This window comes from Halotalea alkalilenta, from assembly GCF_001648175.1.
Taxonomy (GTDB): Bacteria; Pseudomonadota; Gammaproteobacteria; order Pseudomonadales; family Halomonadaceae; genus Halotalea; species Halotalea alkalilenta_A.
On the sequence record NZ_CP015243.1, the window covers coordinates 3,997,504 to 4,024,086 of the forward strand.

Consider the following 26,583-nt stretch of genomic DNA (forward strand, 5'->3'; position numbering starts at 1 on the left):
CCACTCCGTAATATATTGATTTTAAAATAAAAAATAAAATATCCAGAAACTACCGGTATGGATTCCAACCAGCACGGCCAGCCATGCGCTGGAAATCCGACAGTGATGGCCTGCGTTCCCCTGCCCGCCGTCGCTGTGGAAAATCAAACAGCACGCCGCCCGTGTTGATGGGTATCTATCACCAAGCGCCGGGCCAATGAGCCTCAAATCATTGATATATAAGCAAAGCGAACATGGCATGCGCTATGCATCGAGGTGGAGAAAGAGAGTCGTCTTCGCAGCTAGGAGCCGTCGGTTCGCAACGCCTGGGTCCAGCGAACCGCTCTCGCCGCTATTTCAGCCATGCATATCCGCGACAAAACCAGGAGCTACCCGAGCATGTCCGACCAGCCCGAATCCAACCTCACGACGGGTGTGCCCGCCGCCACCCATGCCAAGGTGCTGTGGTTTCTGCCCACCCACGGTGATGGGCGCTTCCTGGGTACCAGCAAAGGCGGGCGGGGCGTGGATCTCGCCTACCTGCGCCAGATCGCCCAGGCCGCCGACAGCCTCGGCTACTACGGCGTGCTGCTGCCCACCGGGCGCAGCTGCGAGGACTCCTGGGTGGTCGCCTCGGCCCTGGCACCGCTGACCGAGCGGCTGCGCTTTCTGGTCGCGGTACGCCCTGGGCTGCAGTCGCCCGCGGTCGCGGCAAGAATGACCGCAACCCTCGACCGGCTCTCCGGCGGGCGGCTTCTGATCAATGTGGTGACCGGAGGCGACCCGGTGGAGAACAAGGGCGATGGCGTATTCCTCTCCCACGCCGAGCGCTACGAGGTGACCCGTGAATTCCTCGATGTCTACCAGCGCCTGTTGGCCGGCGAAACGGTCGATCACGCAGGAAAGCATCTGCGCATCGAAGGAGGGCAACTGCTGTTCTCGCCGGTACAGCAAGGCGGGCCGCCGCTCTACTTCGGCGGCTCCTCCGAGGCGGCGATCGATGTCGCAGCGAACACCATCGACAAGTACCTGACCTGGGGCGAGCCACCGGCGCTGGTCGCCGAGAAGATCCGTACGGTGAAGGCTGCCGCCGATGCGGCGGGACGCCAAGTGAGCTTCGGCATCCGCCTGCACGTGATCGTGCGCGATACCGACGAACAAGCCTGGGCCGCGGCCGACGCTCTGATCTCGCATCTCGACGATGAGACCATCGCCCAGGCGCAGCAGGCGTTCGCGCGGATGGACTCGGTGGGCCAGGCAAGAATGTCAAAGCTTCACGGCGGCCGGCGCGACAAGCTCGAAATCAGTCCCAACCTGTGGGCCGGGGTCGGCCTGGTGCGCGGCGGCGCGGGCACCGCCCTGGTGGGCAGCCCCGAGACGGTGGCCGCGCGGATACGCGAGTACCAGGCGCTCGGCATCGATACCTTCATCCTCTCCGGCTATCCGCACCTGGAGGAGGCGTATCGCTTCGGCGAGGGCGTGCTGCCGCTGCTCGAACTCGACCACGGCGCTGACTCGAATGCGACTGCGCGTCGCGAGCAGGTCAGGGCCAACATGGGGCCGTTCGGCGAGACCATCGCCAATGTCTCGCGCCCTAGCGAGCGCGAGCACGCTTGATCTACCCCAGGGGTGCCCTTTGGGCGCCCCTGCCTATCGCTCTCCCCGCGCGGGCAGGTAGCCGAACCGGGTCAGCTGGGTGCGCAAGGTGTTACGGCTGATGCCGAGCAGCTTCGCGGCGTGAACCTGGTTGCCACGGGTGCGCTGCATCGCCAGCATCACCAGGGTGTGATTGACCCGTTCGAACACGCCCTCTTCCGCCACTTCTGCCTCGACCGCTTCATCGAGCAGCTGCTCCAAGGCCGCCTCGAGCCGATCGCTCTCGCCTCCCCGACCGTCGCTGAGCGACACGCCGGCGAGCATCAACTCCTCGGCCTCGATGGTGTCGCCCTGGGCGAGCAGCACCGCATGATGAATCGTATTCTCCAGTTCGCGAATGTTGCCCGGCCAGCCATAGCGGTGCAGCCGCGCGCGCGCGGCGACCGAGAGCTTGGGCACCGGGCGCCCGCCGCGCTGGGCATAGAGAGCGAGGAAATGATCGACCAGCGGGTCGATATCGCCGGGACGGCTAGCCAGCGGCATCACTTCAAGCCGGGCAACGTTCAGGCGGAAGAACAAGTCCTCGCGAAAACGTCCGGCGGCCACCGCACGCTCGAGATCGACGTTGGTGGCGGCGACGATGCGCACATCGAGCTGTCGAGGAGTACGCGCGCCGAGCCGGACCACTGAGCGCTCCTGCAGCACGCGCAGCAGCTTGACCTGCATCGAGAGGCTGAGATCGCCGATCTCGTCGAGGAACAAGGTGCCGCCCTGGGCAGACTCGAAGTAGCCAGCTCGAGCATCGACCGCCCCAGTGAAAGCGCCCTTTTCATGACCGAACAGCTCGGCGTCGGCGAGTGCCTCGGGCAGCGCCGCACAGTTGATCGCGACGAATGGGCCAGAGGCGCGAGGCGAGCAGGCGTGGACGTGCCGGGCGACGAGCTCCTTGCCGGTGCCGGTCTGACCAACGATCAGCACGCTCGCCTCGCTCGCGGCAAAGAGCCTTATCCGCTGCTCCAGCGCGCGGGAGCGAGGATCTTCGAATACCAGCGCAGTGGCACGAATGCTCGGCGGCATACGCCCGCCGCCGCGACGCTCAAGCTCGATCACCTCTCGGCGCGAACGGGGAGCAGCCGCCGCGGGCACTGGCGTGTCGAGCGCCAGCGCCGCGCCGTCGAAGCCGAAATAGCGACCGTCGTGGGGAAAGTTCATCTGCTCCTCCCTGTTGGATTGGCAACAGGCCCCATTAGACGCGCCTTCCTTCCGCTTTTTAAGCAATAAAAAATAGCCCGGTTATTCAATTCAAGAATAACCGGGCTATGGGCGGGTGCGTTGCGCTACTCGATAGGCTGGACCTCGTAGCTCACCTTCGGTGTGCACAGGCTCGACTGCGCCTGGATCAAGGGCAGATCCCGGCTCCCCTGCGGGGTCCGCTCGATCAGCTCGCTCAGGGTGGCGACCGCGTGGCCCAGGGCACCGGCGATCTTGCCATGCTGCAGGTAGTCGCCGAGGAACACCGCGGAAAACACGTCGCCCATGCCATTGGGCAGCGGAGAGAGCGGTACCCGCGGCGCCTCGACGAACCAGGCCGCATCGCGCTCGACCGCCAGGGTGCGCAGCCGGGTGCTGTCGACATCGGCGGTGGCGAGACTGGTGATCACCACGCACTTGAGCCGGTCACCATGCGCCTCGAGCAGCTTTCGCGCCGCTCTGAGCGCATCCTCGGTATCGACCAGCGGCCGATCGATCAGGTACTCGAACTCGAACTGGTTGGGGGTGATGATGTCGGCACTCGGGACCGCGCGCCGCTTCATGAACTCCGGAATCCCCGGGCGCACGAAGATCCCCCGGCCGACGTCGCCCATCACCGGGTCACAAAGATAGAGCGCATCCGGGGTCTGGCGACGAATTTCATCGACCACGCCAAGAATCACCTCGCCAGTGCCCGCATCGCCCTGATACCCCGACAGCACTGCGCCTACGCGCTCCAGCACGTCGCGCGCGCGCAAGCCCTCGAGCACTTCCTCGATGTGGGCGGCGGAAAACACCTGGCCGCGAAACTCGCCGTAGCCGGTATGGTTGGAGAACTGCACGGTGTGGACCGCGACGACTTCGATCCCCATGCGCTGCAGTGGGAACACCGCCGCCGAGTTACCGACGTGACCGAAGGCCACATGGGACTGGATCGAAAGGACCAGGGGCGCATCCCGGGATGAGGAAGAGGAAGCCACGACGAGAGTCTCCGCTGAGCGATGAGCGAGAACGGCGCCTCCCGGCGCCGTTCTCGGACGTGTAAAAACGTCCTAGAGCATGCAAGACAACCTTCTCGTGCCGCAAGTACCAGAAGGCTCAGCGCCTCTGCTGGAATGGATAGAAACGACGCTCGCGCAGCGCCTGCTCGATGTCCTCGAGCGAACGCCCCGAGGTTTCCGGCACCAGGAAGTAGATGAACACCATCGCCGCGAGCGAGGTCAGCGCGTACAGCCACAGCGAGTAGGTCAGGCCAATCGCCCCGATCATGCTCAAGGTGGTGAGGGTGACCATGAGATCGAAGCCCCAGTGGCTGAAGGCACCGATACTGGCGCCCTTGCCGCGCACGAACAGCGGGTAGACCTCGGAAATGATCAGCCAGATACAGACCCCGAAGCTGCCGCAGTTGAGCGCCATGTAGATCACCAGGCAGGTGACCACCAGCCACTGCTGAGAGGGGTCCACCGGAGCATCGCCCTGGAACAGCCAACCCATGATCAAAAGCGCAATGATCGAACCCGGGATCATCGAGAGCAGATAGCGCCGACGCCCGACCTTGTCGATCACCAGCGAGCCTATCAGGGTGGTGATGGTGATCAGGATGCCGCCGCCGCCCGCGGCCAGCACCGCTGCGTTGTCGCCGAAGCCGGCATTGGTCAGGATCGTCGGCGCGTAGTAGATGATCGCGTTGTTGCCGGTGATCTGGGAGAACATCGCGATCCCCGCGCCGACGATGATCGCCGGACGCAGCCAGGGCTGGCCTAAGTCCTTCCAGGTGCCCTGCGGCTGGTTGGAGACGGTCTTGATCTCGTCGAGCTCCGCCTGGGCCTTGTCGGGGCTGGAGCGTACGCGCTGAAGCACCGACATCGCTTCATCCTCGCGCCCCTTGCTGAGCAGCCAGCGCGGGCTCTCCGGCAGCACCAGCATGCCCAGCATCAGGATAACCGCCGGTACCACCCCGAGAGCGAACATCCAGCGCCACTCATTGCCGAGCACGAAACCGGTGAAATAGGCGCAGGTGATGCCGAACACCACCATGAACTGGAACATCACCACCAGCTTGCCGCGATGGGCAGGCGGTGTGACCTCGGCGATGTAGACGGGAATGATCTGGGTCGCACTGCCGGCGGCGAGGCCCAGCACGAAGCGAGACAGCACCAGTATCATCACGGTCGGCGACATCGCCGAGAGCACCGAGCCGACGGCGAACACCAAGCCGACCAGCATTGCCGTGCGACGGCGGCCAAGCCGGTCGGAGATCGGCCCGGTACCGACACAGCCAACCAGGGCCCCGGCGATGATCGAGGCGGTCACGAACTGGCGGGTGGTGTCGTCGAGCACGAACTGCTGGGAGAGCCCGAGCAGCGCAACGCCGATGATCCCGGTGTCATAGCCGAACAGTAGCCCGCCGAGCGCAGCGATGACGGAGATCATCACGACCAACGGCACGCCGCTCAGCCCCCTCGTTTGACCTGAAACCTGGGTAGTGGAGCTCATAAGCTTGTTCCTGGTGGCACCATCTGCGGAAATTCATCCTGCAAGGCAGTTGAATCGATTAATCATGAACAGCCACGATCGCTGCGAAATTCAGGATGGACCAAGCCTCGACCGCCCCCTATTCGACCTTAGTGCAATTCTCATTGTGGAAAAACTCGGGTAGCGCGTGAAACTCCGCGAAGATCAGCTCGTTACCTGCGCATTCGGCTGAAACGCTCGAGCCTCAGCGGCATGGCCACGATGCGCTTCGATATGTTTTCCCGGAAGCCATGCCAACATCGGACGTGCCTGATTGCAATCAAGCGCTGTCAGCCGAGCGCCAGCCGCAGAAAAACCAGCCGCAGAAAAAGAAACGCCGGGCCAAGGCCCGGCGTCGTACATCCTCGAGGAGAAAGGATCAGAGCATCTTGCTGATCAGCCCTTCGAGCTTCTCCTGGTCTTCGGCGAACTTGCGAATGCCTTCGGCCAGCTTGTCATTGGCCATCGCATCCAGCCCGTGCTGCCAGCGGAACTGCGCTTCGCTGATCGGCTCCACCTTGCCTTTTTCGCCGCTGCCGGTGTCGGTGATCTTCTGGGTCACCTCGCCTTCGGTGGAAGCAAGCTCTTCGAGCAGCTGGGGAGAGATGGTCAGGCGATTGAGCCCGGCCAGCGCCAGGATCTGCCCGGTGTTACGGAAGCTTGCGCCCATCACCACGGTGTCGTAGGCATACTCTGCCGCGTACTTGGCGACCCCGCGAACGAACAGCACGCCCGGATCGTTTTCGGCGGTGTAGTCCTGACCGGTCTCCTTCTTGAACCAATCGGTGACCCGGCCAACGAACGGCGAAATCAAAAACACCCCCGCCTCGAAGCAGGCCCGCGCCTGAGCGTCGCTGAACAAAAGCGTCAGGTTGCACTGGATGCCTTCCTTCTCGAGCACCTCGGCGGCGCGGATGCCTTCCCAGGTCGAGGCCAGCTTGATCAGCACCTTGTCCTTGGGAACGCCGATCCGGTCGTACATCTCGATCAGCTTGTGCGCCTTGGCGATGCTCGCCTCCTGGTCATAGGAGAGCTTGGCCGCCACCTCGGTGGAGACCCGGCCGGGCACGATCTTGGAGATTTCCGCACCCATCGCTACCGAAAGCTTGTCGACCGCGTGATCGATGCGCTCATCGCCGCTGGCCTCACTCGCCGCCTCGGCCAGGGTCTTCTTGATCAGTTCCTGGTAGCCGGGCAGATCGAACGCCTTGAGGATCAACGACGGGTTGGTGGTGGCGTCGACCGGCTGATACTTCTTGATCGCCTCGAGATCGCCGGTATCAGCGACCACTTTGGAGAGTTGCTTGAGCGATTCCAACTGCGTCGTCATATCTGCCTCCTGGTTGGTGTCCGGAAGTGGAACGGGCCGCCCTGGCGCCGTCTCACCCGCGCGAATGGAGCGCGAAACAGGTAGTCAAATAACGACATCCTGGTCGCCGCGTCGATCCGTGCGCCTCTTCCGAGACCGTCGATAACGATTATCGATCCTATCTCATCACCGGGGCATGCGCTCGCATCGATACACCCCGATGACACTATATGATCCGTATGATTACTACATTAGGACGTTGTACACCCGGTTCAAGTCAACCGCTTGGCGTAGCTCGCGCGCTCCATTTCGATCACCTCGCAGGTCACCGAACAGCGCGATCCCGCCTTGGCCGCCAATGCCTCGACCATGCGCTCGGCGAGCGCGCGGCGCTGCTCCAGCGAACGCCCATCGAGGATCCTGAGCTGGAGGTGGATGAAATCGTGCTCTTCGAGCCCGAGACGCTGCTCGGCGTAGCCGATCGCCCGGGTCTTGATCGCCTCGGGAGCGAACAAACCGGCACCGAGCATCGCTCGATGCGCGAGCTCGACCAGTACCGCGGGATCGAAGCGTGGCGGCTGGGTCTGGGAGTACTCGATCACGCAATGCGGCATGGGAATTCTCATGGCAAAGGATGCGGCTCGACGAAGACGTCGAGCCATCAGTCTAGCAGGCGATAGGCTCAGCGGTGGATGGCGTCATTCAGCTCGAGTGGCCGGGTAGCGCTGTCCGAGGATCTCGAGATAGCGCGCGTAGGCTTCGGCATAGCCCGCCACCCGCCCGGCATCGGGTCGGGTCAGCGTCTCCTCGCGCAGTCCCACCGCCCGCTCGCAGAGACTTTCGAGGATGAGCGACTCGCCCGCCTGCCGGCGCTCGTACCAGATCGCCTGGAGCGCAGCGCCGAGTGCCGCGGCCTCGCCGATCTCCGGACAGGCCAGCTCGACGTCCATCACATCGCTGACCATCTGCCGCCAGACCGCGCTCTTCGCTCCACCGCCGACGAGCCGCACCCTGCTCGGGTGTCCGGTCAGGCGACTGAGTTCGTCGAACCCGTAGCGCAGTCCGAAGGTCGCCCCCTCCATCACCGCGCGGCAAAGATTCGCCGGGGTGAAGTTATGGCTGCCGAGCCCCTCGAAGGTCGCCATCGCCTCGGGCAGCGGCGGCACTCGCTCGCCGTTGAAGAACGGCAGCACGGTGATCCCGCCCGCCCCGACCGGCGCATCGATGGCGGCGGCGTTGAAACGCTCGATGTCGTAGCCGAGCAGTTCGCGGACCAGCGTCGTCGCCGAGGTCACGTTCATGGTGCAGATCAGCGGCAGCCAGCCCCCGTGACTCGAGCAGAAGTTGGCCACCAGTCCGTTGCTGGAGATCGCTGGATGCTCGCTCGCAGCGTAGAGAGTGCCGGAAGTGCCGAGACTGATCGTCATGGTGCCTGGCACGATGTTGCCGGTACCGATCGCCCCCATCATGTTGTCGCCGCCGCCGGAGGAGACCACCACTTGAGGGCCAAGCCCGAGCCGGCGGGCGATCTCGGGGCGCAGCCGCCCAGCCGGGGCGTCGGGTTCGATCAGCCGCGGCAGCACCCGGTCGGGGTCGAGCTCGGGAGCGATCAGGGCGAAGGTGTCGAGCGACCAGCAGCGCTCGCGGGTGTCGAAGTAGCCGGTGCCCGAGGCATCGCCATACTCGGCCACCCGCTCGCCAGTGAGATAGTAGTTGAGGTAGTCGTGGGGCAGCAGCAGCGTCTCGATGCGCGCATAGGCGTCGTAGTGATGCTTGCGCAGCCAGGCGACCTTGGAGGCGGTATAGCCCGTCTGCAGCACCAGCCCGAGCCGTTCGAGGCAGCCGCGCTCGCCGCCCAGCGCCTCGATCAGCGCGTCGTTCTCACGCACCGACTCGGTATCGCACCAGAGCTTGCCCGGATGTACCGGCCGTCCCTCGGCATCCAGCGCGACCATGCCGTGCTGCTGGCCGGAGACACCGATCGCGCGTACCGCGCTACCGTCGACGCCGGCGCGCTCGAGCGCCTCTGCGAGCGCCGCTTCGAAGGCCGAGACCCATTCGTCCGGATCCTGCTCGCGGCGACCGTGATCGCCCTGGATCATCGAGTGAGGACGAGCGGCCTCGCCAAGGATCTCGAGCCGTTCGCCATCGAGCACCACGACCTTGGTACTCTGGGTGCCGCAGTCTACGCCTATGTACATGAGCGACCTCGCATGCAACCGGCCCGTTGGCCGGCTTGATGGAGGAATTGTTTCATGCGCTGGCGAACGACGGCGAACATGAAGCAGTGAACTTTAGTCTAACTATCCATCCTGCTTCGTCGTCGCCGCGCTTCAAGCCGGCCGCTCGACTCGTTTTTCAAGCGACTCGAGGGTCGCGCGCGCGCCATGCTGATGCAGCGAGTCGAGCGCCCAGCGATAGGCCTCGACGAAACGCGGATCCGAGCTGAGATCGCCGAACAGCCGCCGGTTGCGGATGAATGCCTCAGGCTCTTCGCGGTTGCGCGCGGCAAGCGCCATCAGGCTCTCCTTCAGTCGATCGACCACTTCGATCGGCTCGCCGTTCTCATCGACACCCTCGGCATAGCGCGCCCAGCTCGCCACCACCGCCGCCGAGCGGCGGATATCGCCGCCGGACGCCAGGCGCTCCCGGATCACCGGCACCAGCCACTTCGGGATCCGGTCGGAACTCTCGGCGCACAACCTCGCCAGGGTGTCGCGGATCGCCGGATTGGCGAAGCGCTCGATCAGGGTGTGGCGATACTGGTCGAGATCGACCCCCGGCACCGGTGCCAGCGTCGGCGTCGCCTCCTCGACCATGTAGCCGAGCAGGAAGTCGACGAACAGCGGGTCCTGGCACACCTCGTGGGCGTAGCGGTAACCGCACAGGTAGCCGAAGTAGCACAGCGCCTGGTGGCTTGCATTGAGCAGCCTGAGCTTCATCAGCTCATAGGGCACGACGTCGTCGACCAGCTGCACACCGACCCGCTCCAGCGCTGGCCGGCCGAGCTTGAAGTGATCCTCGAGCACCCACTGGGTGAATGGCTCGCAGACCACCGGCCAGGCATCGTCGATGCCGAAGGTCTCGCGCACCAGGCGGCGATCCTCGTCGGTGGTCACTGGGGTGATCCGGTCGACCATGGCGTTGGGGAAGCACACCTCGGCTTCCATCCACTCGGCCAGCGCCGGCGACTTGCGCCGCGCGAAGGCGAGGAACATCTTGCGCGCGACGTCGCCGTTACCCTGGATGTTGTCGCAGGACATCACGGTGAAAGGCGCGCGACCCGCAATCCTGCGCGCGTCGAGAGCAGCGCAGATCAGCCCGAAGGTGGTGCGCTGCGGTGCGTCGCTGAGGTCATGGATGACGCCGGGATCGTCGAAATCGAATTCGCCGGTGCTGGGATCGAAGTTGTAGCCACCCTCGGTGATCGTCAGCGAGACGATCCGCGTGCGCTCCTCCACCATCCGCTCGATCACCGCACGCGGATCCTCGGGTGCATAGAGGTAGTCGACCAGCGAGCCGATCACACGCGCCTCGATCGCACCATCCGGGTGCTTGAGCACCAGGGTGTAGAGGCCATCCTGGGACTCGAGCGCCTGTTTCATCCGTCGGTCGCTTTCCATCACGCCGACCCCGCAGATGCCCCAGTCGAGCGCCTCTTCGTCTTCGGACATCAAGGTATCGAGATACATCGCCTGATGGGCGCGGTGGAAGCCGCCCACACCGAAGTGGACGATCCCGGTCCCGACTCGATCGCGTGGATAGCCGGGAACCGTGACATTGGCGAGACCTGCAAGCTCGTCCAGAGCGCTGGCGTCGAGTTTCAGCATCATCTGCTCCCCAGGCGCGCGGTGGCGCGCCGAACGAGCCGACGCCTAGCGCCGGCATGGATGTGGTGGTGTTCAGCCCAGTGCGACGGAGGACTCGGTACGCGGTGCCGCCTGGATACCCAGCGAGTGCTCCCGCTCGAGATCGAAAAGATGCAGGTATTCGACGTCGCACTCGAGCGTCAGTTCGTCGTCGACCTCGACCTGGGACCGACCCTCGAGCTGCGCGGTGATCCTGGTTTCGCCCACCCGCAGATGGACCAAGGTCACCGCACCGAGCGGCTCGATCACCTCGACCCGGCCTGAAAGCCGCCCGGCGCTCCCGCCCGACTCAGCGCGCGTTGGCCTGAGATGCTCAGGGCGCACACCGACCCATACCGCCTCTCCCTCATCGACCTGGTCGAGCAAGGCCTGCGCGGGAGCGAAACCGCATCCCTCGCCATCGATGCGCGCACCGCGCCGCGTAGCCTTGAGGAAGTTCATCGACGGGGTGCCGATGAACCCGGCGACGAACATGTTGACCGGGGAGTCGTAGAGTTCGTTCGGCTTGCCGATCTGCTGGATCTTGCCGTCGCGCATCACCACGATCCGCTCGCCCATGGTCATGGCTTCGACCTGGTCGTGGGTGACGTAGAAGGTGGTGACCTTGAGCCTGCGATGGAGCTTGACGATTTCCGAGCGCATCTCGACCCTGAGCCGGGCGTCGAGATTGGACAGCGGCTCGTCCATCAAAAACACCCTGGGCTCGCGCACGATCGCCCGGCCCAGCGCGACACGCTGGCGCTGCCCGCCGGAGAGCGCGCGGGGCTTGCGATCGAGCAGATGCTCGATGTCGAGGATCTTGGCCGCCTCCAGCACCCGCTGGCGAATCTTCGCCTTGTCGAGCTTCTTGAGCTTGAGACTGAACGCCATGTTGTCGTAGACGCTCATGTGCGGGTAGAGCGCGTAGGACTGGAACACCATGGCGATGTCGCGATGCTTGGCCGGTACGGAGCTCACGTCCTCGTCATCGAACAGGATCTCGCCGCCGGTATTGAGTTCGAGCCCGGCGATCATTCGCATGGTGGTGGTCTTACCGCAGCCGGAGGGCCCGACCAGCACGATGAACTCGCCGTCCAGCGTGCGCAGGTCGAAGCCTTCGACGGCATTGGCGCCCTTGTCGCCGTAGCGTTTGCTGACACTCTTCAATTCGACGATGGCCATGGGCTCGGGCTCCGGTTCGCTGAGTGAATGGGAGAAGACTGCGCGAGGAGGGTCATTTCACCGCCCCGAAGGTCAGGCCGCGGACCATCTGCCGCTGGGCGCACCAGCCCAGCACCACGATCGGTGCGACCGCGAGCACCGAGCCGGCGGAGAGCTTGGCCCAGTAGAGCCCTTCGGCGCTCCTGAACGAGGCGATGAAAGCGGCCAGCGTCGAGGCCTGGTGGTTGGTGACCATGATGCTCCAGAACGATTCGTTCCACGCCAGGATGGTCACCAGCAGCGCGGTCGAGGCCAGCCCCGGCAGGGCCAGCGGCAGAATCACCCGGACCATGGTCTGGAGGACCCCGGCGCCGTCGATGTCGGCCGCCTCGATGATGTCCTTGGGAATGTCACGGAAGTAGGAGTAGACCATCCACACCATGATCGGCAGGTTCATCGCGGTGTAGAGCATCAAAAGCCCGAAGCGGGTATCGAGCAGGCCCAGCGAGCGGTAGACCAGGAAGATCGGGATCAACACGCCGACGGCGGGAATGAACTTGGTCGAGACCATCCACACCAGGGTGAAGTCGGTACGCTTGTTGGGATAGAAGGCCATCGCGTAGGCCGCGGGAATGGTCAGCACCAGCCCGATCAGGGTCGACCCCACCGCCGTCACCAGCGAGTTCCAGGCATAGTGGTTGTAGGTGCTGCCCTGTGCCATCGCCTCGCGAAAGCTATCCAGCGTCGGGGTGAAGAACAGCTGGGGAACCAGGCTCACCGCCGTCTGTTCGGTCTTGAACGCGGTCAGCAGCATCCAGAACAGTGGGAAGAACATCAGCAGCGCCACCGCATAGGCCAGCAGGGTCAGCAGCACGCCCCCGAGGCCCTGACGCGATTGATTGATATCGACTGGGGTGCTCATCGGTTCGCTCCCGCATTGAGGTTGCCCGAAACGAAGCGGATCAGGAAGATCGCGAAGATGTTGGCCAGCACCACCGCCGCGATCGCGCCCGCCGAGGAGGTACCTATGTCGTACTGGAAGAAGGCGTTGAGATAGATGTAGTACGGCAGATTGGTGGTCGCGGTGCCCGGGCCGCCGCTGGTGGTGGTGTAGATCTCAGCGAACGAGGTAAGGAAGAAGATGCTCTCGAGCATCAGTACCACGTAGATCACCTGGCCGAGGTGCGGCAGCACGATGTGACGGAACTCCTGCCAGCGGTTGGCACCGTCGAGGCGCACCGCCTCGAGCTGGTCCTCCGGCAGCGACTGCAGCCCGGTAAGCAGCACCAGGAGCGCGAACGGCGTCCACATCCAGGTGATCATGATCACCACCGAGCTCATCGGATACTGGGCGAGCCAGTCGATCGGCTCGAGCCCAAGGCTCCTGAACACCCAGGCGAAGAGGCCATAGACCGGGTGCATCAGCATGTTCTTCCAGATCAGCCCGGCGACCACCGGCATGACGAAGAAAGGCGCCACCGCCAGGGTCCTCGCCACTCCGCGCAGCGGGAAGGTGCGGTTGAACAGCAGTGCCAGGGCAAGACCGAAGCCGACGGTCAAAATCAGGCTGAAGAACACCAGCACCAGGGTATTGCCGAGCGCTGCCCAGAAGATCGGGTCGTCGAACAGCAGCTGGTAATTGAGAATCCCGGCGAAGCCGCGATCCAGCGGCATCATCAGGTTGTAGTTCTCGAACGAGTAGTAGAACGTCATCGCCAGTGGCACCAGCATCCACACCAGCAGGAAGATCACGGCCGGCGCCAGCAGCCAGCGCACCGTGGTCCTGTGGGTATGATGGGAACCCCTGATCTTGCCGCGCCGGGGACGCGCTGCGACACCAGCCGGCGCCACCGTCCCTGCGTGGGCGGTTTGAGTCTTCATCGCGTAGCTCCTTTGCACATGATTGCTTCGCACATCGAACCCGCGACCGCGGGCCGAGAGTACCCGGCCAGCGGTCTTGCCCTCACTCGATATAGCCGCCTTGGGTCATCTGCCGCAGGGTGAAGGTCTGCGCCTGCTGCAGCCCCTGGTCGACGGTGGTCTGCTTGGCGAGGATGCCCGCCATGATCTGGCCGACCCTGGTGCCGATCGATTGGAACTGCGGGATCGCGACGAACTGGATGCCGGTGTAGGGCACGGGGTCCTGGGTCGGCTGGGTCGGGTCCGCCGATTGGATCGCCTCGAGCACGAATGGCGAGAAGCTGGCGGCGTCGCGATAGTTCTGGTTTTCGTAGGTCGACTGGCGGGTGCCCGGCGGTACGCTGACCCAGCCATTGCGCTCACCAACCAGCTCGATGTACTGCTTCGATGTCGCCCACTCGACGAACGCTTGCGCCGCTTCCTGGTTCCTTGAGGAGTGGGGAACCGCCAGTGCCCAGGTATAGAGCCAGCTGGCACCGCGCTCGGTCACCTCCATCGGCGCCTGGGCGAAGCCCACCTGGTCGGCGACTTGCGAGGTATCGGGATTGGAAAGGAAGCTCGCCGCCACCGTAGCGTCCACCCACATCGCACAGTGGCCGCCGGCGAACAGCGTCGTGGTCTCGGTGAAGCCGTTGGAGGTCACCCCTGGCGGGCCGTAGTTCTCGAGCAGGTCGACATAGGTCTGGGCGGCCGCCTTCCAGGCCGGACTATCGAGCTGCGGCTGCCAGCTCTCGTCGAACCAGCGTCCGCCATAGGCGTTCACCATGGTCGAGAACACCGCTATGTTCTCGCCCCAGCCCGGGAGCCCGCGCAGGCAGATACCATAGAGGCTGTTGCTCCGGTCGGTGAGCTGCTCGGCGAACTCAGCCATCTGGCTCCAGGTCGGCCGCTCGGGCATTTCCAGCCCGGCCTGCTCGAACAGGTCCTTGCGATAGTAGGTCATCGACGACTCGCCATAGAACGGCAGCGCGTAGAGCTTGTCTTCGAAGCTCAGCCCTTGGCGCAGGTTCTCCAGCAGGTCCTCTTCGTCGTACTCCTCGGAAAGCGACTCGAACGGCACCAGCCAGCCGTTCTGGGCCCAGATCGGGGTCTCGTAGTTGCTCACCGTGACCACATCGTACTGACCCGCGCTGCTTGCGATGTCGGTGGTGATCCGCTGGCGTATCTCGTTTTCCGGCAGCACCACCCAATTGACCCTGATGTCGGGATGCGCCTGCTCGAACTCTCCGGTGAGCCGCTGCATCGCGACCATGTCGGGGTTGTTGACGCTCGCCACGGTGATCTGCGTCTGCGCCTGCGCTACGCCGCCGGCCGCCATTATTCCTACGCCAACTAGAAGCCATGACCGCTGCATCGATCGCTCCTCCGCGCCAGGCGGCGCTTACGGGGGTGAATGTGCTGCGATGGTGTGGTATCGGCATCTAAAACGCCTTTAGCTTTTGGTCTGACTGGAATTACATGCTAGGCACCAAGCACCGAACAAAAAATCAAAAATACATAAAATAATATATAAAACATATAGTTATAAAAAATATCCCAGCGACTCCGAATTACCTTCATAGACCAAAGACGGACAACAAACCACCATCAACGAAGAACAAAACACATCGCAAACCCGATCTCGACAGTCGAATCTCGCCTCCACACGCGAAGCATCATTGGGTCGGGCTTAAGCTCTCCCCCCGCTATGCGGATCGGCGAACCCTTATCCCTTCGCCGTGGTCGAAGGATCATCTAGAGTGAAGATCAACCAGCGCGATGCGATCCGCCGGCACCCGCAGGCGAGACACACGACAACGAGGAAGCTCATGTTCGATCCGAACGCCTATCGTAATCTTCGCGACAACCCGGCCTGGCGCCGGGCACGCGAATGGCGCGCCGGCAGCGGCGTAGGGCGGCGACCAGAAGGAGCGGCCGATTGGCTGAGAGCGACATTCACTTGGCTTGCGGTCAGCGTACTGCTGATGGTCGGCGTGGTGATGGCGCTGCTGCTGTTCACCCTTGGCCTGCTGATGCTGCCATTCCTACGCTATCGGCTGCGCAAGCAAGCCGAGCGGCAGGGCCAGGTATGGTCCGGCGAGCAGAGTGCTCGACAGCCGCGCGACGGCCCGCGAGTGATCGAGGGCGAATACCAGGTCAAGCGACCGCCCCCGCGCTGAGTCGGGTTCGGCATGATTCTCTGGTTGGCTGCGAATCCCCAGGCTTCGAACCGGGGGCAGCCAAGGACTCGGCGGCCCTGAGGCCGACACCGCGCTGCATGACGAAGGCGCGGGCGGGTGTTCATCTTCGATGAAAGTTGTCATCATGCCCGTCGGCCGCTGGAGACGCGGCCCTGGGAAATAGCCCAGCGGAATCGAAGTAGCGAGAAAAAAGAGGTCAGCTCATCATGTTGGAAGGCATCATCATCTGCCTGGCGCTGCTGGTGGTTCAGCTGGTAGTGCTTTATTTCGTCGACAAGCGCCTCGACTACGCACAGATGAACGACAGCTATGCCGCCGCCGCCGGCACCCAGGTGGCGCACGCGGAGATTGGCAGTGCGGTGAAGAAACGCAAACGCACCGCCGCCAAACCGGTACCCGAGGACGAACTGCCCTGAGGCAAGCCCTCGGGTCGCATACGCCCATCACCGTTCGCCGGTTCTTTTCGTCGCCTTTTCTCTCTCGCGGAGCCAGGGCGAGCTTGCCTTGGCCGCTATCACCCCCATATCGAAAACATCGTCGGCGTCGATACGCCGCTTCCCTTGCAGACGAGGTTTTCGATGACCGCATTGAAAGACGTGCGCCTCTCGGTGCTCGACCTGGCCCCTATCCGGGACCAGGGCGACGCCGCTGAGAGCTTTCACAACACCGTGGCGCTGGCGCGTCGCACCGAAGCCCTCGGCTATCATCGCTTCTGGCTCGCCGAGCACCACAACATCGATGGCATCGCCAGCGCAGCCACCGCGGTACTGATCGGCCATGTCGCCGGCCATACTTCGACCCTCCGCGTCGGCAGCGGCGGGATCATGCTGCCCAACCATGCACCGCTGGTGATCGCCGAGCAGTTCGGCACCCTCGCCACGCTCTACCCCGGGCGCATCGATCTGGGCCTCGGCCGCGCCCCGGGCAGTGATGGTGCGACCATGCGCGCGCTGCGCCGCGATCCTCACTCCGCCGATGAATTCCCTCAGCGGGTCGACGAGCTGATCCGCTATCTCGACGACCCCCAACCGGGCCAGCGGATCAAGGCGATACCCGGCCAGGGAACCCGTGTGCCCGTGTGGCTGCTCGGCTCGAGCGGCTTCAGTGCCCAGCTCGCCGCTCGTCTCGGCCTACCCTTCGCCTTCGCCAGCCACTTCGCACCGGGCTACCTGTTCGAGGCGATCCGCCTTTACCGCGATAATTTCCGCCCCTCCGAAGTGCTCGACGCACCCTACCTGATGCTCGGCGTGCCGGTGATTGCCGCCGAGACCGACGCACTCGCCGAATACCACGCCACCGTCGGCCAGCAGAAATTCCTCAACCTGATCCGCGGCCATTCCACCCGTGCCCGCCCGCCGGTAGAGAAGCTCGACTGGCTGCCTCACGAAGAGGCCCACGTACGCCAGAACCTCGCCGCCTCCGTCGTCGGCGGCCCCGAGCGGGTGCGCGAGGGACTCAAGCAACTGCTACGCGCCACCGATGCGGACGAGCTGATGATCAACGCCGATTTCTACTCCCTCGAGGATCGGCTGCGCTCCTACGAGATCGTGGCGGAGATCGCCGCCGACGGCTGAGCCGCGCCGAAAGGGAGCCTCGGCTTCCCTTCGGGCTTGCTGCGCTGGACCAACGACGAATCCCGCTGCTTCAACCCGGCAGCCGACCGGCGAAGGCATCGATGCGCTCGGCAAGCAGCCGGGGACACTCCATCGGCAGCAGATGCCCGAAGCCCTCGATCACCTCGAGCTCGCCAACCGCGAGCTGCGGCATCACCAGCTCCCGCTGCATCCCGGGCGGACAGGAGGGGTCCTGCGCGGAGACGATCACCGCTGCGGGCAGGCTGAGCTCGCCGACGCGTTCGGACCAGTCCTCGAGATAGCCGTGCGTCGCCCAGGCCCGCCAAGCGCTGCGCGCTCCACGCATCGCATCCTCGATGGCATGCTCGCGGGTCGAGGTAGAGATCGATGCGACGCGGGCGCCGTCGATGAACCGCTCGGCACCGGCGCGATCGCCCTGGTACTCGAGCTGGAAGCGATTCTCCTGCGCGCTCACCGGCTGCGCCGTCGCGGGCGAAGGTGCGACCAGGTAGAGTCCTTCAAGCCAGTCGGGCGCCCAGTGCGCGACCACCATCGAGACCTTGCCAGTGAACGAGTGGCCGACCAGTACCGCCCGCTCGAGCCCCAGCGCCTCGATCGTCTCGCGGACCCCAGCGGCCATCGTCGCGACGTCCTGGCCACCGAGGTCCGCCGCATCGCCAAAACCCGGCATGTCGAGCGCCACGCAGTGCCAGCGCGCAGCGAGCAGAGGGATCACCTCCTCCCACTCGCGCCGCGAGCTACCGAAGAAGTGCATCAACACCAGGGACGGTGCGTCCGGGCGGCGCTGGCCGTGCTGCTCATGGGGTAGCATGCCTGCCTCCTTGCAAAACGTGGCGATCGACTCACCGGTTCAGTGTAGAAGGCCTTTGCCGCTCATCGACCGCTCTGCGCCAGCCAGCCATCGAGCAAAGCGCCCGCCCGCTCGATCTGCTCCACCGTCGCCGCCGCGTAGCCAAGCACCAGCCCGGACCGCCGCTGACCGCTCAGATGAAGCGGCGAAAGCCCCCGCAGCACGACGTCCTCCCTCGCTCCCCGCCGCTGCAGCTCCTCTTCGTCGATGCCCTTGGGGTGAGTGGCGAGCAGATGCATCCCCGCCTCGCCGGAAGAGAGCTCGAGACCCCGCTCGATCGCCGGCGCCAGCGCCGAACGCAGCGCCGCCTGCCGCTCACGGTAGGCATCGCGACAGCGCCGTATGTGGCGCGTGAAGGCGCCAGTATCGATGAATTCGGCCAATGCCGCCTGCAGCGGATAGTGACTCTCTCTGGCGAGCCGGAAAGAGACGGTACGAAACGTCTCGATCAGCGCCGGCGGCAGCACCAGATAGCCAAGGCCCAGGCCGGGATACATCACTTTGCTGAAGGTGCCGACATAGAGCACCCGTCGCCCATCGCCGAGCCCCTGGAGCGAGGCCAAGGGCTTGGAGCCATAGCGGAATTCGCTGTCGTAGTCATCCTCGATCACCCAAGCGCGGCTGCGCTCGGCCTCGGCGAGCAGCCCCAGGCGCCGTTCGAGACTCAAGGTCACCCCGCAGGGGTACTGGTACGACGGGGTGACGTAGACAAGCGTCGGGCGCCCGGCTCCTCGTGTCGGGTCGAGCCCATCGGCGTCGACCGGGGTAGGAGACAGCCGCAGTCCGGCCGCGAGCAGCGCCGCACGGGCGCCGAGATACCCAGGCTCCTCGAACCACACCAGGTCACCGGGCTCGGCGAGCAGCTGGGCGATCAGCATGAAGGCTTGCTGCGCCCCCTGGGTGATGACGATCTGCTCCGGGGTGCACCGTACCGATCGCGACAGGCGCAGATAGTCGCACAGCACCTCGCGCAGCCGAGGCAGGCCGCCTTGGGTCTGGTAGCCGAGCCACTCTCGCGGCGGGCGCTTGAGTTGACGCGCCTGGATCGCCCGCCAGCTGCTCCAGGGAAAAAGATCGAGAGCAGGCAGGCCGGGAACGAAGGTGGTGCCGCCGTCACGCACGCCGGAGGAGAGCGCCAGCAGCGCCGCGCCGCGTGAGGAGAGCCCCGCGTCACCCCGATCCTCCGGCGCAGGCGCGGCGACAAGGGCGCGCGGCAAAGGATGCTCGAGCCTGGAAACATAGCTCCCGGCGCCACGCCGGCTGCGAATGAACCCCTCGTGAAGAAGCTGGTCGAGCGCGCTGATCACGGTATTTCGCCCCACTCCCAACGCCGCGGCCAAGCGTCGGGATGAAGGAAGCCGAGTGCCGGGCGCGAAGCGCCCAAGCTCGATCTCTTCACGCAGCCGCAGATAGAGCCGACGGTGCAGCGCCTGTGGACTTTCATCCGCCAGCGCCATCGCCAAGGCGTCGCAGATCCATTCCTCGGCGGCGGCGGATGACGACTTAATTGGTTCCATTGAATCAACCATTATTGGCCCTAACACAGGAACCATATTAGTCGATACAGTGATGCCAAGCACCGCCTCTCCTTGCCGACGGAATCATCATGTATCGACCACGCCTCTTCGATGAACGCACTGAGCCGACCCAGCTCGCGATGATGAGCGAATCGCCCTTCGCAACCCTGATCGTCATGCTCGATGGTCGCTGCCATATCGACCACCTGCCGTTACTGGTCGATGCCCTCCCCCAGGGAGGCGTACATGTGGTCGGTCACATCGCCCGCGCCAATCCGCTATGGAAAGCCTGTGGGGACGCACCGGAGGGCACCAGCTGGCCGGCGACGGCGGTGTTCCATGGGCCGCACCACTACATCTCTCCGCGCTGGTACCCGAGCAAAGCGGCCCGAGGCGAAGCGGTGCCGACCTGGAACTACAGCGCGGTCCACCTGCATGGCAGGGTGCGTTTCTTCACTTCGCCCTCCCGCCTGCGGGAGCTACTGGAGGCGCTTTCATCAAGGTTCGAAGCGCCGCTCGCAGGCACCCCGTGGCGTATCGAAGACGCACCCGCTCGCTTCATCGATGCAATGCTCGAGGCGATCGCGGGGTTCGAGTTCGAGCCCGAGCAGATCGAAGCCAAGCGCAAAGCGAGCCAGAACCGGCCTGCCGCGGACCGTCAGGGAGTGCGCGACGGGCTCGCAGGACTCGGGCTGGCACCGAGCGTGATCGAACGCCTGGTCGCCGATCCGAACACCATCAACGACAGTCCATGAGGTCCACATGATCACCCCGCCAGACATTGTTCCAGCCGGCATCGAACACCTCGACGCCTTGGCGCCCCTGCTCGACGGCTACCGCGTGTTCTATGGCCAGCCCAGCGCTCCCGAGGCATGCCGCGAATTCCTGGATGACCGGCTCAGGCGCAAGGACTCGACGATCCTGCTCGCCCGGCGCGCCCAGCAGGCGCTGGGGTTCGCCCAGCTCTACCCGCTGTTCTCCACCGTACAGCTCGGTCCGGCATGGTTGCTCAACGACCTTTACGTGGCTCCTGATGACCGCCGCAGCGGCGTCGGCAGCGCATTGCTCGAAGCCGTCCGGGAATTCGGCGTCGCCCAGGGCGCCGTGCGGATGACGCTTGCCACCTCGGTCGACAATCACCCCGCCAAGAAGCTCTACGAGCGCCACGGCTGGCGCCTGAACAGCACGTTCGACCATTACCGTCTCGATTTCGTTTGAGCCCGTCCACCAATCCCACCCACGCGCCCCACCAAGGAGCCTGCCATGTCCGAATCGCCTCAAGCCGCTGCGCTCGGCGCCGCGGTTGCACACTGGCGCGGCGCCGTTACGCCGCCACGCGAACCGCTGCTCGGGCGCTATTGCCGGCTGGAGCCGCTCGACACCGAGCGCCATGCCCATTCGCTTTGGCGCGCCTTCGCCGGCGCCGAGGAGAACTGGCGCTATCTGCCGCAGCCGCCGTTCAGTGAATTCGCCACCTATCGGGATTGGCTCGAGCGAGCAGCACTCGAACGTGACCCTCTGTTCTTCGCCATCGTCGTCGACGAAGAGGCGATCGGAGTGGCCAGCTACTTGCGCATCGTGCCGGAGCAGGGCGTGATCGAAATCGGCAATCTGAACTTCTCACCCCGGCTGTCGCGTACCCCGGCCGCCACGCAAGCCCTGTTCCTGCTGCTGAAAAATGCCTTCGACCTGGGCTATCGGCGAGTCGAATGGAAGTGCGATTCGCTCAACGCGCCATCGCGGCGTGCGGCGATGAGGCTGGGGTTCGTCTTCGAAGGGATATTCAGACAGGATCGGGTGGTCAAGGGGCACAACCGCGATACCGCCTGGTTCTCGATCATCGATACCGAATGGCCAACCTTGGCCGCCGGCATATCGCAGTGGCTGGCAGCGGAGAATTTCGATGCCTCGGGGCAGCAGCGCAGCTCGCTCTCTACGATGATCGCTCGTGCGAGGGAAACTGGGAGGAGCTCACTGATACTCAAGACCCCACCGCCTTCGTCCACCGAGAGCTACGCCTTCATGCGCGACAAGCTGCGCTATCACTGCGATAGCGCCGATCTCGCGCTCGATCTCGCCGCGGGCATCGAGGATATCGTAGTGATCGATACCCGTGCCCATGCCCGCTACATCGAAGGCCACATCCCCGGCGCAGTGAGCCTGCCCCACGCCACCATGGATTCATCTACCGCGGCGGCGCTGGACCGGGCCAAGACCTACGTCACCTACTGCGATGGCATCGGCTGCAACGGCTCGACCCAGGGCGCGATGAAACTCGCCGCACTGGGCTTTCAGGTCAAGGAGCTGCTTGGCGGACTGGACTTCTGGCAGCGCGACGGCCACCCGATCGAGCGCGGGAAGTCGGCTGGCCGAATGCCCACACGGCCAGCCCCCGCCTGCGGCTGCTGAGATGCCGGCAAAGCGCGCAGGCCTCTCGGGCGCTTGCGCAGTCTTTGCCGGCGAAACGCCGCCGACGATACCCGGCTCGCTAGCGATACTCGACGACCAGCAGCGCCCCGCTGGCATCGCTGCGCCCGACACCGGGCACTTCCTGCCAGCGGTAGGCGACCACCGGGGTCTGCGCACTGGAGCCCGACAGCATGGCGATGCTCTGGTTACCGACGATGGTGGGGCGCGCGACTTCAAGCGATGCGCGCTGCGGACAAGAAGAGAGAGAAACTTGACGGCTCCCGAGCTCGATACTGCAGGTCGACTCGACGACCGAGCCACCGAAGCGGACCGTACCCCCCGCCGCCTGGACTGTGGCACTCCCGATGCCCGCCAGCAGCGCGACCAAGCCTACGCTCAAGTACATACGCATGTTCATGGCTATCCCCTCCGAACGCAGTCACCGATGGAAGTCGCCCGCAACCCGCTGTATGGCCTCTATTCTTTTTGTCTTTCCGATCCCGTGGTCGAATGCAGTCCTCTGTTGTGTCTACCGTTGTGTCTACCGGTTAGGCCCTTGGCGCCGACGCCGCCCAAGCCCCTTTTTCCCACTATCGACAATTTTTGCCGGCGCTGTAGGAAAATTCCCAACATGAGGCTTCAGCCAATCGGTACGGCCCAGCGTGGCGATTCGTCGCCGCTGATCCGCCGCCGGGCACGCCGGGAATGCGCGCACCGCGCTCGAAGGCGCGGTGCGAAATGAAAGGATGCGTCGTCGCGGTCGCTGGGTTCCCCACCGGCGTTTCGCAGCGAGGGGCCACCCAGCGCACTTCAGGTGGGAGGAGTGATCTTGCCGCTCGTGCCGCCGCTCATTGGTAGGTGACGTTGTAGGTGGCGATCGCGTGCACCTTGCCCGCGCGTGCGTTTGGCTGGGCCTGGTAATAGCGCGCCAACAGCTGCATCACCACCGAGCTGTCGCCCTCGTTGGCATTGAGCCTGGCGAGCCTCAAGGTTTCGCCCAGCGCGATCGGCGTATTGGCGCTGCCGCGGTCGTCGAGCATCTGGATGCCGATGCCCGAGGCTGCGTTGCCGCCCGACTCTTCGTTTCTCAGCACGCCCTGGGAGGCATTGGTGCCTGGAGCGGCGTTACCGGCGAAACTCACATAGACGTCGGCGAAGGTACCCGAGATACCGGAGCCGCCGTTGCAGCGCATATCGAGCGAGAACGGCACCTCTCCCTGGGTACTACCGACACCGCTGAAGCCGGAGATCGGCACTGCCGCGAGATTGATCGTCTGATTGCGCTGGCCAAGGATCGAACAGGTAGGCGAGATGATCGTGATCGCCTCGCCGGAAATCCTCGACTCGAGCATCGGATTGTTCCGATTGCTGCTCAACCGATAGGAGCTGTAGGTCCCCGACGTCAGCGCCCCACTGCTAGTGGACGACTCGGTCTTGATGATTTCGACCACGAACCTGGAACCCGCCAGGGTATAGCTGGTGCCGCCCAAGCCCCCGGAGATCGGCAGCGAGTGGGGATAGCGCACATCGCCGACGCTGCCACCAGCGCCCAGCCGGCTGAGCCGGATGCCGATTCCGCGGATGTTGGTCTGGTAGACCGAGTCGCCGAGGGCCGCGAAGCCAGGAATCACCACTACCCCTTCCGCCGTATCGGACTGCCGCCAGGCGCAGTTCACCACCGCTTGGCTGCTCGCCTGGATGGGGAATTCCCGGCGTACCAGCACATCGCCCACGGCGGACTCCTGCGGCACCACGACGCGACCGACGTTCATCTCCACCACGGCGGTTCTGACCGAGCCGTTCCTGGTGCAGGCCGCATGGGCCGTGCCCTGGGCCAATACGCCGAGGCAAAGCAGCGCGCCACCAAGGGCCAGCGACAGCGCACGCATGCGCCCCCCTCTCAGCAAGCGATTCATTCACACACTCCTTCGAGCATCACGTAGCCATCGCCCTTGCGTTGGTCCTCGGGCACCTCGTACTCGATTTCGCACCGCTCGCTCTCGCCTGCTCCCAGGCGCACGACCAGCCGCCCTTGCATAAGGTCGGTGCGCACGAAGATGGTGCTGCCCTGCCCCACCACACCGACGCTCTGGCCTTCTTCATCGGTCACTTCGGCACCGAAGGGCAGTGGCGCTGTCCCGGCGTGACCTGCGCGAATCAGGATCGAGCGGCCGGTGACGGTGGTGAAGCTCACCTTGGTGATCGCCCCACCGAAGGGTGCGACCTGGCGCACCGTGTTGCGCAGTTCGACATTGGCCGAGGTGCCCAATGGATCGATTTCGATCGTGTTCAATCGATAGGGACGCACGTAGGGCACCAGGGCATAGCCATTGGCGTCGATACGGGCCCCGGGTGCGCTCGGCAACAGGGCGCCTTCGGCGTCGGGCGCCTCGACCAGCACCATCGTGTCCGTGCCTTGCGGTGCGAACGTCGCTCCGCCCTGATGCAGTACCACGGCGCCCATCGCGCCCACCGAGGCCTGACGGTAGCTGCGGCTCTGGCTGAAGTTGCCGTTCAAGGTCGAATAGGGAGCGCGATAGGTGGCTCCGAACGAGCCTGCGTTATCTCCGCCCCGCTGCTGGCTCACTGAGGCGGTGTAGCTGATGTTGCGGTCCACGCCAGCGGCACCGTTGATACCAATGCGAGACTCCTGGTATCTGGCATCCTCGAAGCCCACGCCACCGGTGAGGTTGGCGCTGCCCCCACCGCCGGTTCCCAATGGGTAGGAAAAGCTCAGGTAGTAACGGGTGCCGCTGTCGTCGTAGCGCTCGTTGACCCGGCCCACGGAGAGCGAGTAGGAAAGCGCCCCAAGCATGTTGTTGTAGTTGATCTGGTACTCCCGCTGGGTGCCTGCCTCTCCCCAGTAGTCCGAGATTCGCGCATTGAAGTAGATCCCTCCCCATCCGCTCGGCAGGTTCTGGCTCACGGTCGCGGTCACGCCGTTGCGCTCGCGTCGCATCGTCTGCGGGTCACGTCCACGGCGGACGTACTCATGCGCGTAGAGAGCGTCGTTGACGCTGAAGTAGTCGCTGGTGGAATAGCGGTAGGCGGCCAGCACCAGGTTGGTGCTGGTGCGCGCGAACATCCTGTTGAAGCTCAAGCGGTAGCTCTGACCGCTATAGCTCGACCGCCCAGCGAGATCGGTCTGCGCATGGGTCATATCGAACGACATCGCGCCCCAGGGCGTACTCCAACCGGTCCCCAGCAGCACCGAGTTGTATCCATCGAAACCGGTATTGCCCAGGTAGCCGGTGAACAGGTTGGTCAACCCACGCTGATACGTCGCCTGGTAGAGCGCGGGGTTGTCACTCAGGTAGTCGTAGTCCACCCGCCCGACCGAGAGCGCGTAGCGGCTATGGCCGACCCGCAAGAGCTGGGTGATCGAGGCATAGGGAATGGCGAAGGTACGCTCGCGACCATCCGCCTCGGAGATCGTCACCTGCAGCTCGTTACCGAAACCGGAGGGATAGAGATCATCGATCAAAAAAGGGCCCGGGGTGACGTTCACCCGATAGAGGACATTACCGTCCTGGCGGATCGTGACCAGCGCGTTGGTTTCCGCCACGCCCCTGATTTCAGGCGCATAGTTGCGCATGCCATCGGGCAGCATGTTGTCGTCGGTGCGCAGGTCGACCCCTCGCAGCCGGGTGCTGTCGAAGAACTCTCCATTGGTACTGACGTCGCCCAGGGTGATCTGCGACTTGATCGACGCGATGCCGCGCTGCAGATAGGTCCGATTGCCATCCCAGCGCATGCCGCTTGAATAGCCGCTGCCATCCTGCCAGTTGAGCGATCCCAGGTGCTTGAACAGCCATCCGGCATGGCTGAAACCAATATCCAAGCCCAGATAGGCCGAGGAGAAATCGCCGCCCTGGTAGGCGCTATAATGCGTATTGTAGGCGTTGAAGTTGTAGCCGATGTTGGCTGCGGTAATGCCCTCGCTCCAGAACGAGGGGGAGACATAGTTCCTGGCCTGGCGCCGGAGATAGGTCTGGGGAACGATGAGATCCAGCCGCAGCGAGGAAGGGTCGAAACTCACCCGTGCGTTCGGATCGTCAATCCAGCTCGACAGCGGTTCGCAGGCGTTGGGATCGTCACGCAGCACCGCTGGCAGCCGGTTGGTGTCGATCCCGAACTGATCGAACATCAGCCGGGTAAAACACAGCGTCGCCTGGGACTCGCCCTCGAGGTTGCGAAAGGTCAGCGTGAAGCGCCCTTTCCACTCGCTATTGGTGTAGATATCGCTTTCGTACTGACCCGCCAGGATCGGATTGGTGGTGGAAAAGCGAGAGAGATCGGCCTTGCCGGCGTCACCAAATAGAAAACCGTTATTGAACACGGCCGCGGTCCCAGCCGAATTTTCCGCTGGAGCATCGCGATCGATCGCGCCAGGCTCGCCTGCGCCATTGGCCATCGCCTGGGCCGTAAAGACCCCCGCCATCGCGAGCCATAGC

Annotated in this window: 23 protein-coding genes; 7 read left to right on the forward strand and 16 right to left on the reverse strand. The window is 64.4% G+C overall.

All coding sequences use genetic code 11. The features are described 5' to 3' along the window. Positions 1 to 378: 378 nt before the first annotated feature. Positions 379 to 1,596 carry an FMNH2-dependent alkanesulfonate monooxygenase gene (gene ssuD / locus A5892_RS17915; RefSeq protein WP_082890547.1) on the forward strand — a complete coding sequence of 406 codons (1,218 nt, stop codon included), beginning with the start codon at positions 379 to 381 and terminating at the stop codon, positions 1,594 to 1,596. Between the two features lie 33 nt (positions 1,597 to 1,629). On the opposite strand, the gene A5892_RS17920 is transcribed toward ssuD, so the two are convergent. From A5892_RS17920 to A5892_RS17970, 11 genes are all read right to left on the reverse strand, one after another. Next, positions 1,630 to 2,787 carry a sigma-54 interaction domain-containing protein gene (locus A5892_RS17920; protein WP_064123945.1) on the reverse strand — a complete coding sequence of 386 codons (1,158 nt, stop codon included), beginning with the start codon at positions 2,785 to 2,787 and terminating at the stop codon, positions 1,630 to 1,632. 125 nt (positions 2,788 to 2,912) lie between these two features. Beyond that, the gene (gene pdxY / locus A5892_RS17925; protein ID WP_064123946.1) at positions 2,913 to 3,806 is read right to left on the reverse strand and encodes a pyridoxal kinase PdxY; all 894 of its coding nucleotides are present in this window, start codon (positions 3,804 to 3,806) and stop codon (positions 2,913 to 2,915) included. 118 nt (positions 3,807 to 3,924) lie between these two features. Further along, complete coding sequence (locus A5892_RS17930; RefSeq protein WP_064123947.1) at positions 3,925 to 5,322, reverse strand: sugar porter family MFS transporter; 1,398 nt, start codon at positions 5,320 to 5,322, stop codon at positions 3,925 to 3,927. Between the two features lie 397 nt (positions 5,323 to 5,719). Continuing rightward, a complete protein-coding gene (gene tal, locus A5892_RS17935; protein ID WP_064123948.1) occupies positions 5,720 to 6,670 on the reverse strand; it encodes a transaldolase in 951 nt (316 codons plus the stop codon). 251 nt (positions 6,671 to 6,921) lie between these two features. Then, positions 6,922 to 7,263, reverse strand: a complete 342-nt coding sequence (locus A5892_RS17940) for a 5-carboxymethyl-2-hydroxymuconate Delta-isomerase (RefSeq protein WP_064123949.1) — start codon at positions 7,261 to 7,263, stop codon at positions 6,922 to 6,924. Positions 7,264 to 7,347: 84 nt separating this feature from the next. Then, positions 7,348 to 8,850, reverse strand: a complete 1,503-nt coding sequence (xylB, locus tag A5892_RS17945; RefSeq protein WP_064123950.1) for a xylulokinase — start codon at positions 8,848 to 8,850, stop codon at positions 7,348 to 7,350. Positions 8,851 to 8,982: 132 nt separating this feature from the next. Beyond that, positions 8,983 to 10,479, reverse strand: coding sequence for a mannitol dehydrogenase family protein (locus A5892_RS17950; protein WP_064123951.1), 1,497 nt, complete (start codon positions 10,477 to 10,479; stop codon positions 8,983 to 8,985). 72 nt (positions 10,480 to 10,551) lie between these two features. Further along, positions 10,552 to 11,679, reverse strand: a complete 1,128-nt coding sequence (locus A5892_RS17955) for an ABC transporter ATP-binding protein (RefSeq protein ID WP_064123952.1) — start codon at positions 11,677 to 11,679, stop codon at positions 10,552 to 10,554. A 52-nt stretch (positions 11,680 to 11,731) separates the two neighbouring features. Further along, positions 11,732 to 12,580, reverse strand: coding sequence for a carbohydrate ABC transporter permease (locus tag A5892_RS17960; RefSeq protein WP_064123953.1), 849 nt, complete (start codon positions 12,578 to 12,580; stop codon positions 11,732 to 11,734). Continuing rightward, positions 12,577 to 13,389 (reverse strand): carbohydrate ABC transporter permease, encoded by an 813-nt coding sequence (locus tag A5892_RS17965; protein ID WP_223302896.1) that lies wholly within the window; start codon positions 13,387 to 13,389, stop codon positions 12,577 to 12,579. Before A5892_RS17965 ends, A5892_RS17960 begins: the two co-directional genes overlap by 4 nt. Positions 13,390 to 13,621: 232 nt before the next feature. Continuing rightward, positions 13,622 to 14,932, reverse strand: a complete 1,311-nt coding sequence (locus tag A5892_RS17970) for an ABC transporter substrate-binding protein (protein WP_064123954.1) — start codon at positions 14,930 to 14,932, stop codon at positions 13,622 to 13,624. A 454-nt stretch (positions 14,933 to 15,386) separates the two neighbouring features. Here A5892_RS17970 and A5892_RS17975 point away from each other — a divergent pair, with 454 nt between their 5' ends. The 3 genes from A5892_RS17975 to A5892_RS17985 all read left to right on the forward strand — a co-directional run bounded on the left by A5892_RS17975 (position 15,387) and on the right by A5892_RS17985 (position 17,332). Next, positions 15,387 to 15,737 (forward strand): hypothetical protein, encoded by a 351-nt coding sequence (locus tag A5892_RS17975; protein ID WP_064123955.1) that lies wholly within the window; start codon positions 15,387 to 15,389, stop codon positions 15,735 to 15,737. 227 nt (positions 15,738 to 15,964) lie between these two features. Beyond that, entirely contained in the window at positions 15,965 to 16,174 is a 210-nt protein-coding gene (locus A5892_RS17980) for a hypothetical protein (RefSeq protein WP_064123956.1), read from the forward strand. A gap of 162 nt (positions 16,175 to 16,336) precedes the next feature. Then, positions 16,337 to 17,332, forward strand: coding sequence for an LLM class flavin-dependent oxidoreductase (locus tag A5892_RS17985; RefSeq protein ID WP_064123957.1), 996 nt, complete (start codon positions 16,337 to 16,339; stop codon positions 17,330 to 17,332). A gap of 70 nt (positions 17,333 to 17,402) precedes the next feature. On the opposite strand, the gene A5892_RS17990 is transcribed toward A5892_RS17985, so the two are convergent. Then, positions 17,403 to 18,164 (reverse strand): alpha/beta fold hydrolase, encoded by a 762-nt coding sequence (locus A5892_RS17990; RefSeq protein ID WP_064123958.1) that lies wholly within the window; start codon positions 18,162 to 18,164, stop codon positions 17,403 to 17,405. Between the two features lie 62 nt (positions 18,165 to 18,226). Then, entirely contained in the window at positions 18,227 to 19,720 is a 1,494-nt protein-coding gene (gene pdxR, locus A5892_RS17995; protein WP_064123959.1) for a MocR-like pyridoxine biosynthesis transcription factor PdxR, read from the reverse strand. Between the two features lie 89 nt (positions 19,721 to 19,809). Between pdxR and A5892_RS18000 the strand changes: the two genes are divergently transcribed. Genes A5892_RS18000 through A5892_RS20365 form a run of 3 tightly spaced genes read left to right on the forward strand, consistent with a single transcriptional unit; the run spans position 19,810 to position 22,129 of the window. Next, positions 19,810 to 20,475, forward strand: a complete 666-nt coding sequence (locus A5892_RS18000) for an FMN-binding negative transcriptional regulator (RefSeq protein ID WP_064123960.1) — start codon at positions 19,810 to 19,812, stop codon at positions 20,473 to 20,475. Between the two features lie 7 nt (positions 20,476 to 20,482). Further along, on the forward strand, positions 20,483 to 20,938 hold the full coding sequence (locus A5892_RS18005; RefSeq protein WP_064123961.1) for a GNAT family N-acetyltransferase: 456 nt from the start codon (positions 20,483 to 20,485) through the stop codon (positions 20,936 to 20,938). A gap of 45 nt (positions 20,939 to 20,983) precedes the next feature. After that, complete coding sequence (locus tag A5892_RS20365) at positions 20,984 to 22,129, forward strand: GNAT family N-acetyltransferase (RefSeq protein WP_064123962.1); 1,146 nt, start codon at positions 20,984 to 20,986, stop codon at positions 22,127 to 22,129. Between the two features lie 79 nt (positions 22,130 to 22,208). Here A5892_RS20365 and A5892_RS18015 read toward each other — a convergent pair whose 3' ends face one another. The 3 genes from A5892_RS18015 to A5892_RS18025 all read right to left on the reverse strand — a co-directional run bounded on the left by A5892_RS18015 (position 22,209) and on the right by A5892_RS18025 (position 26,468). Further along, complete coding sequence (locus A5892_RS18015; RefSeq protein ID WP_150123598.1) at positions 22,209 to 22,547, reverse strand: type 1 fimbrial protein; 339 nt, start codon at positions 22,545 to 22,547, stop codon at positions 22,209 to 22,211. 430 nt (positions 22,548 to 22,977) lie between these two features. Next, entirely contained in the window at positions 22,978 to 24,045 is a 1,068-nt protein-coding gene (locus A5892_RS18020; protein WP_064123964.1) for a fimbrial protein, read from the reverse strand. Next, positions 24,042 to 26,468 carry a fimbria/pilus outer membrane usher protein gene (locus A5892_RS18025; protein ID WP_190295632.1) on the reverse strand — a complete coding sequence of 809 codons (2,427 nt, stop codon included), beginning with the start codon at positions 26,466 to 26,468 and terminating at the stop codon, positions 24,042 to 24,044. Before A5892_RS18025 ends, A5892_RS18020 begins: the two co-directional genes overlap by 4 nt. Between the last annotated feature and the right edge of the window lie 115 nt (positions 26,469 to 26,583).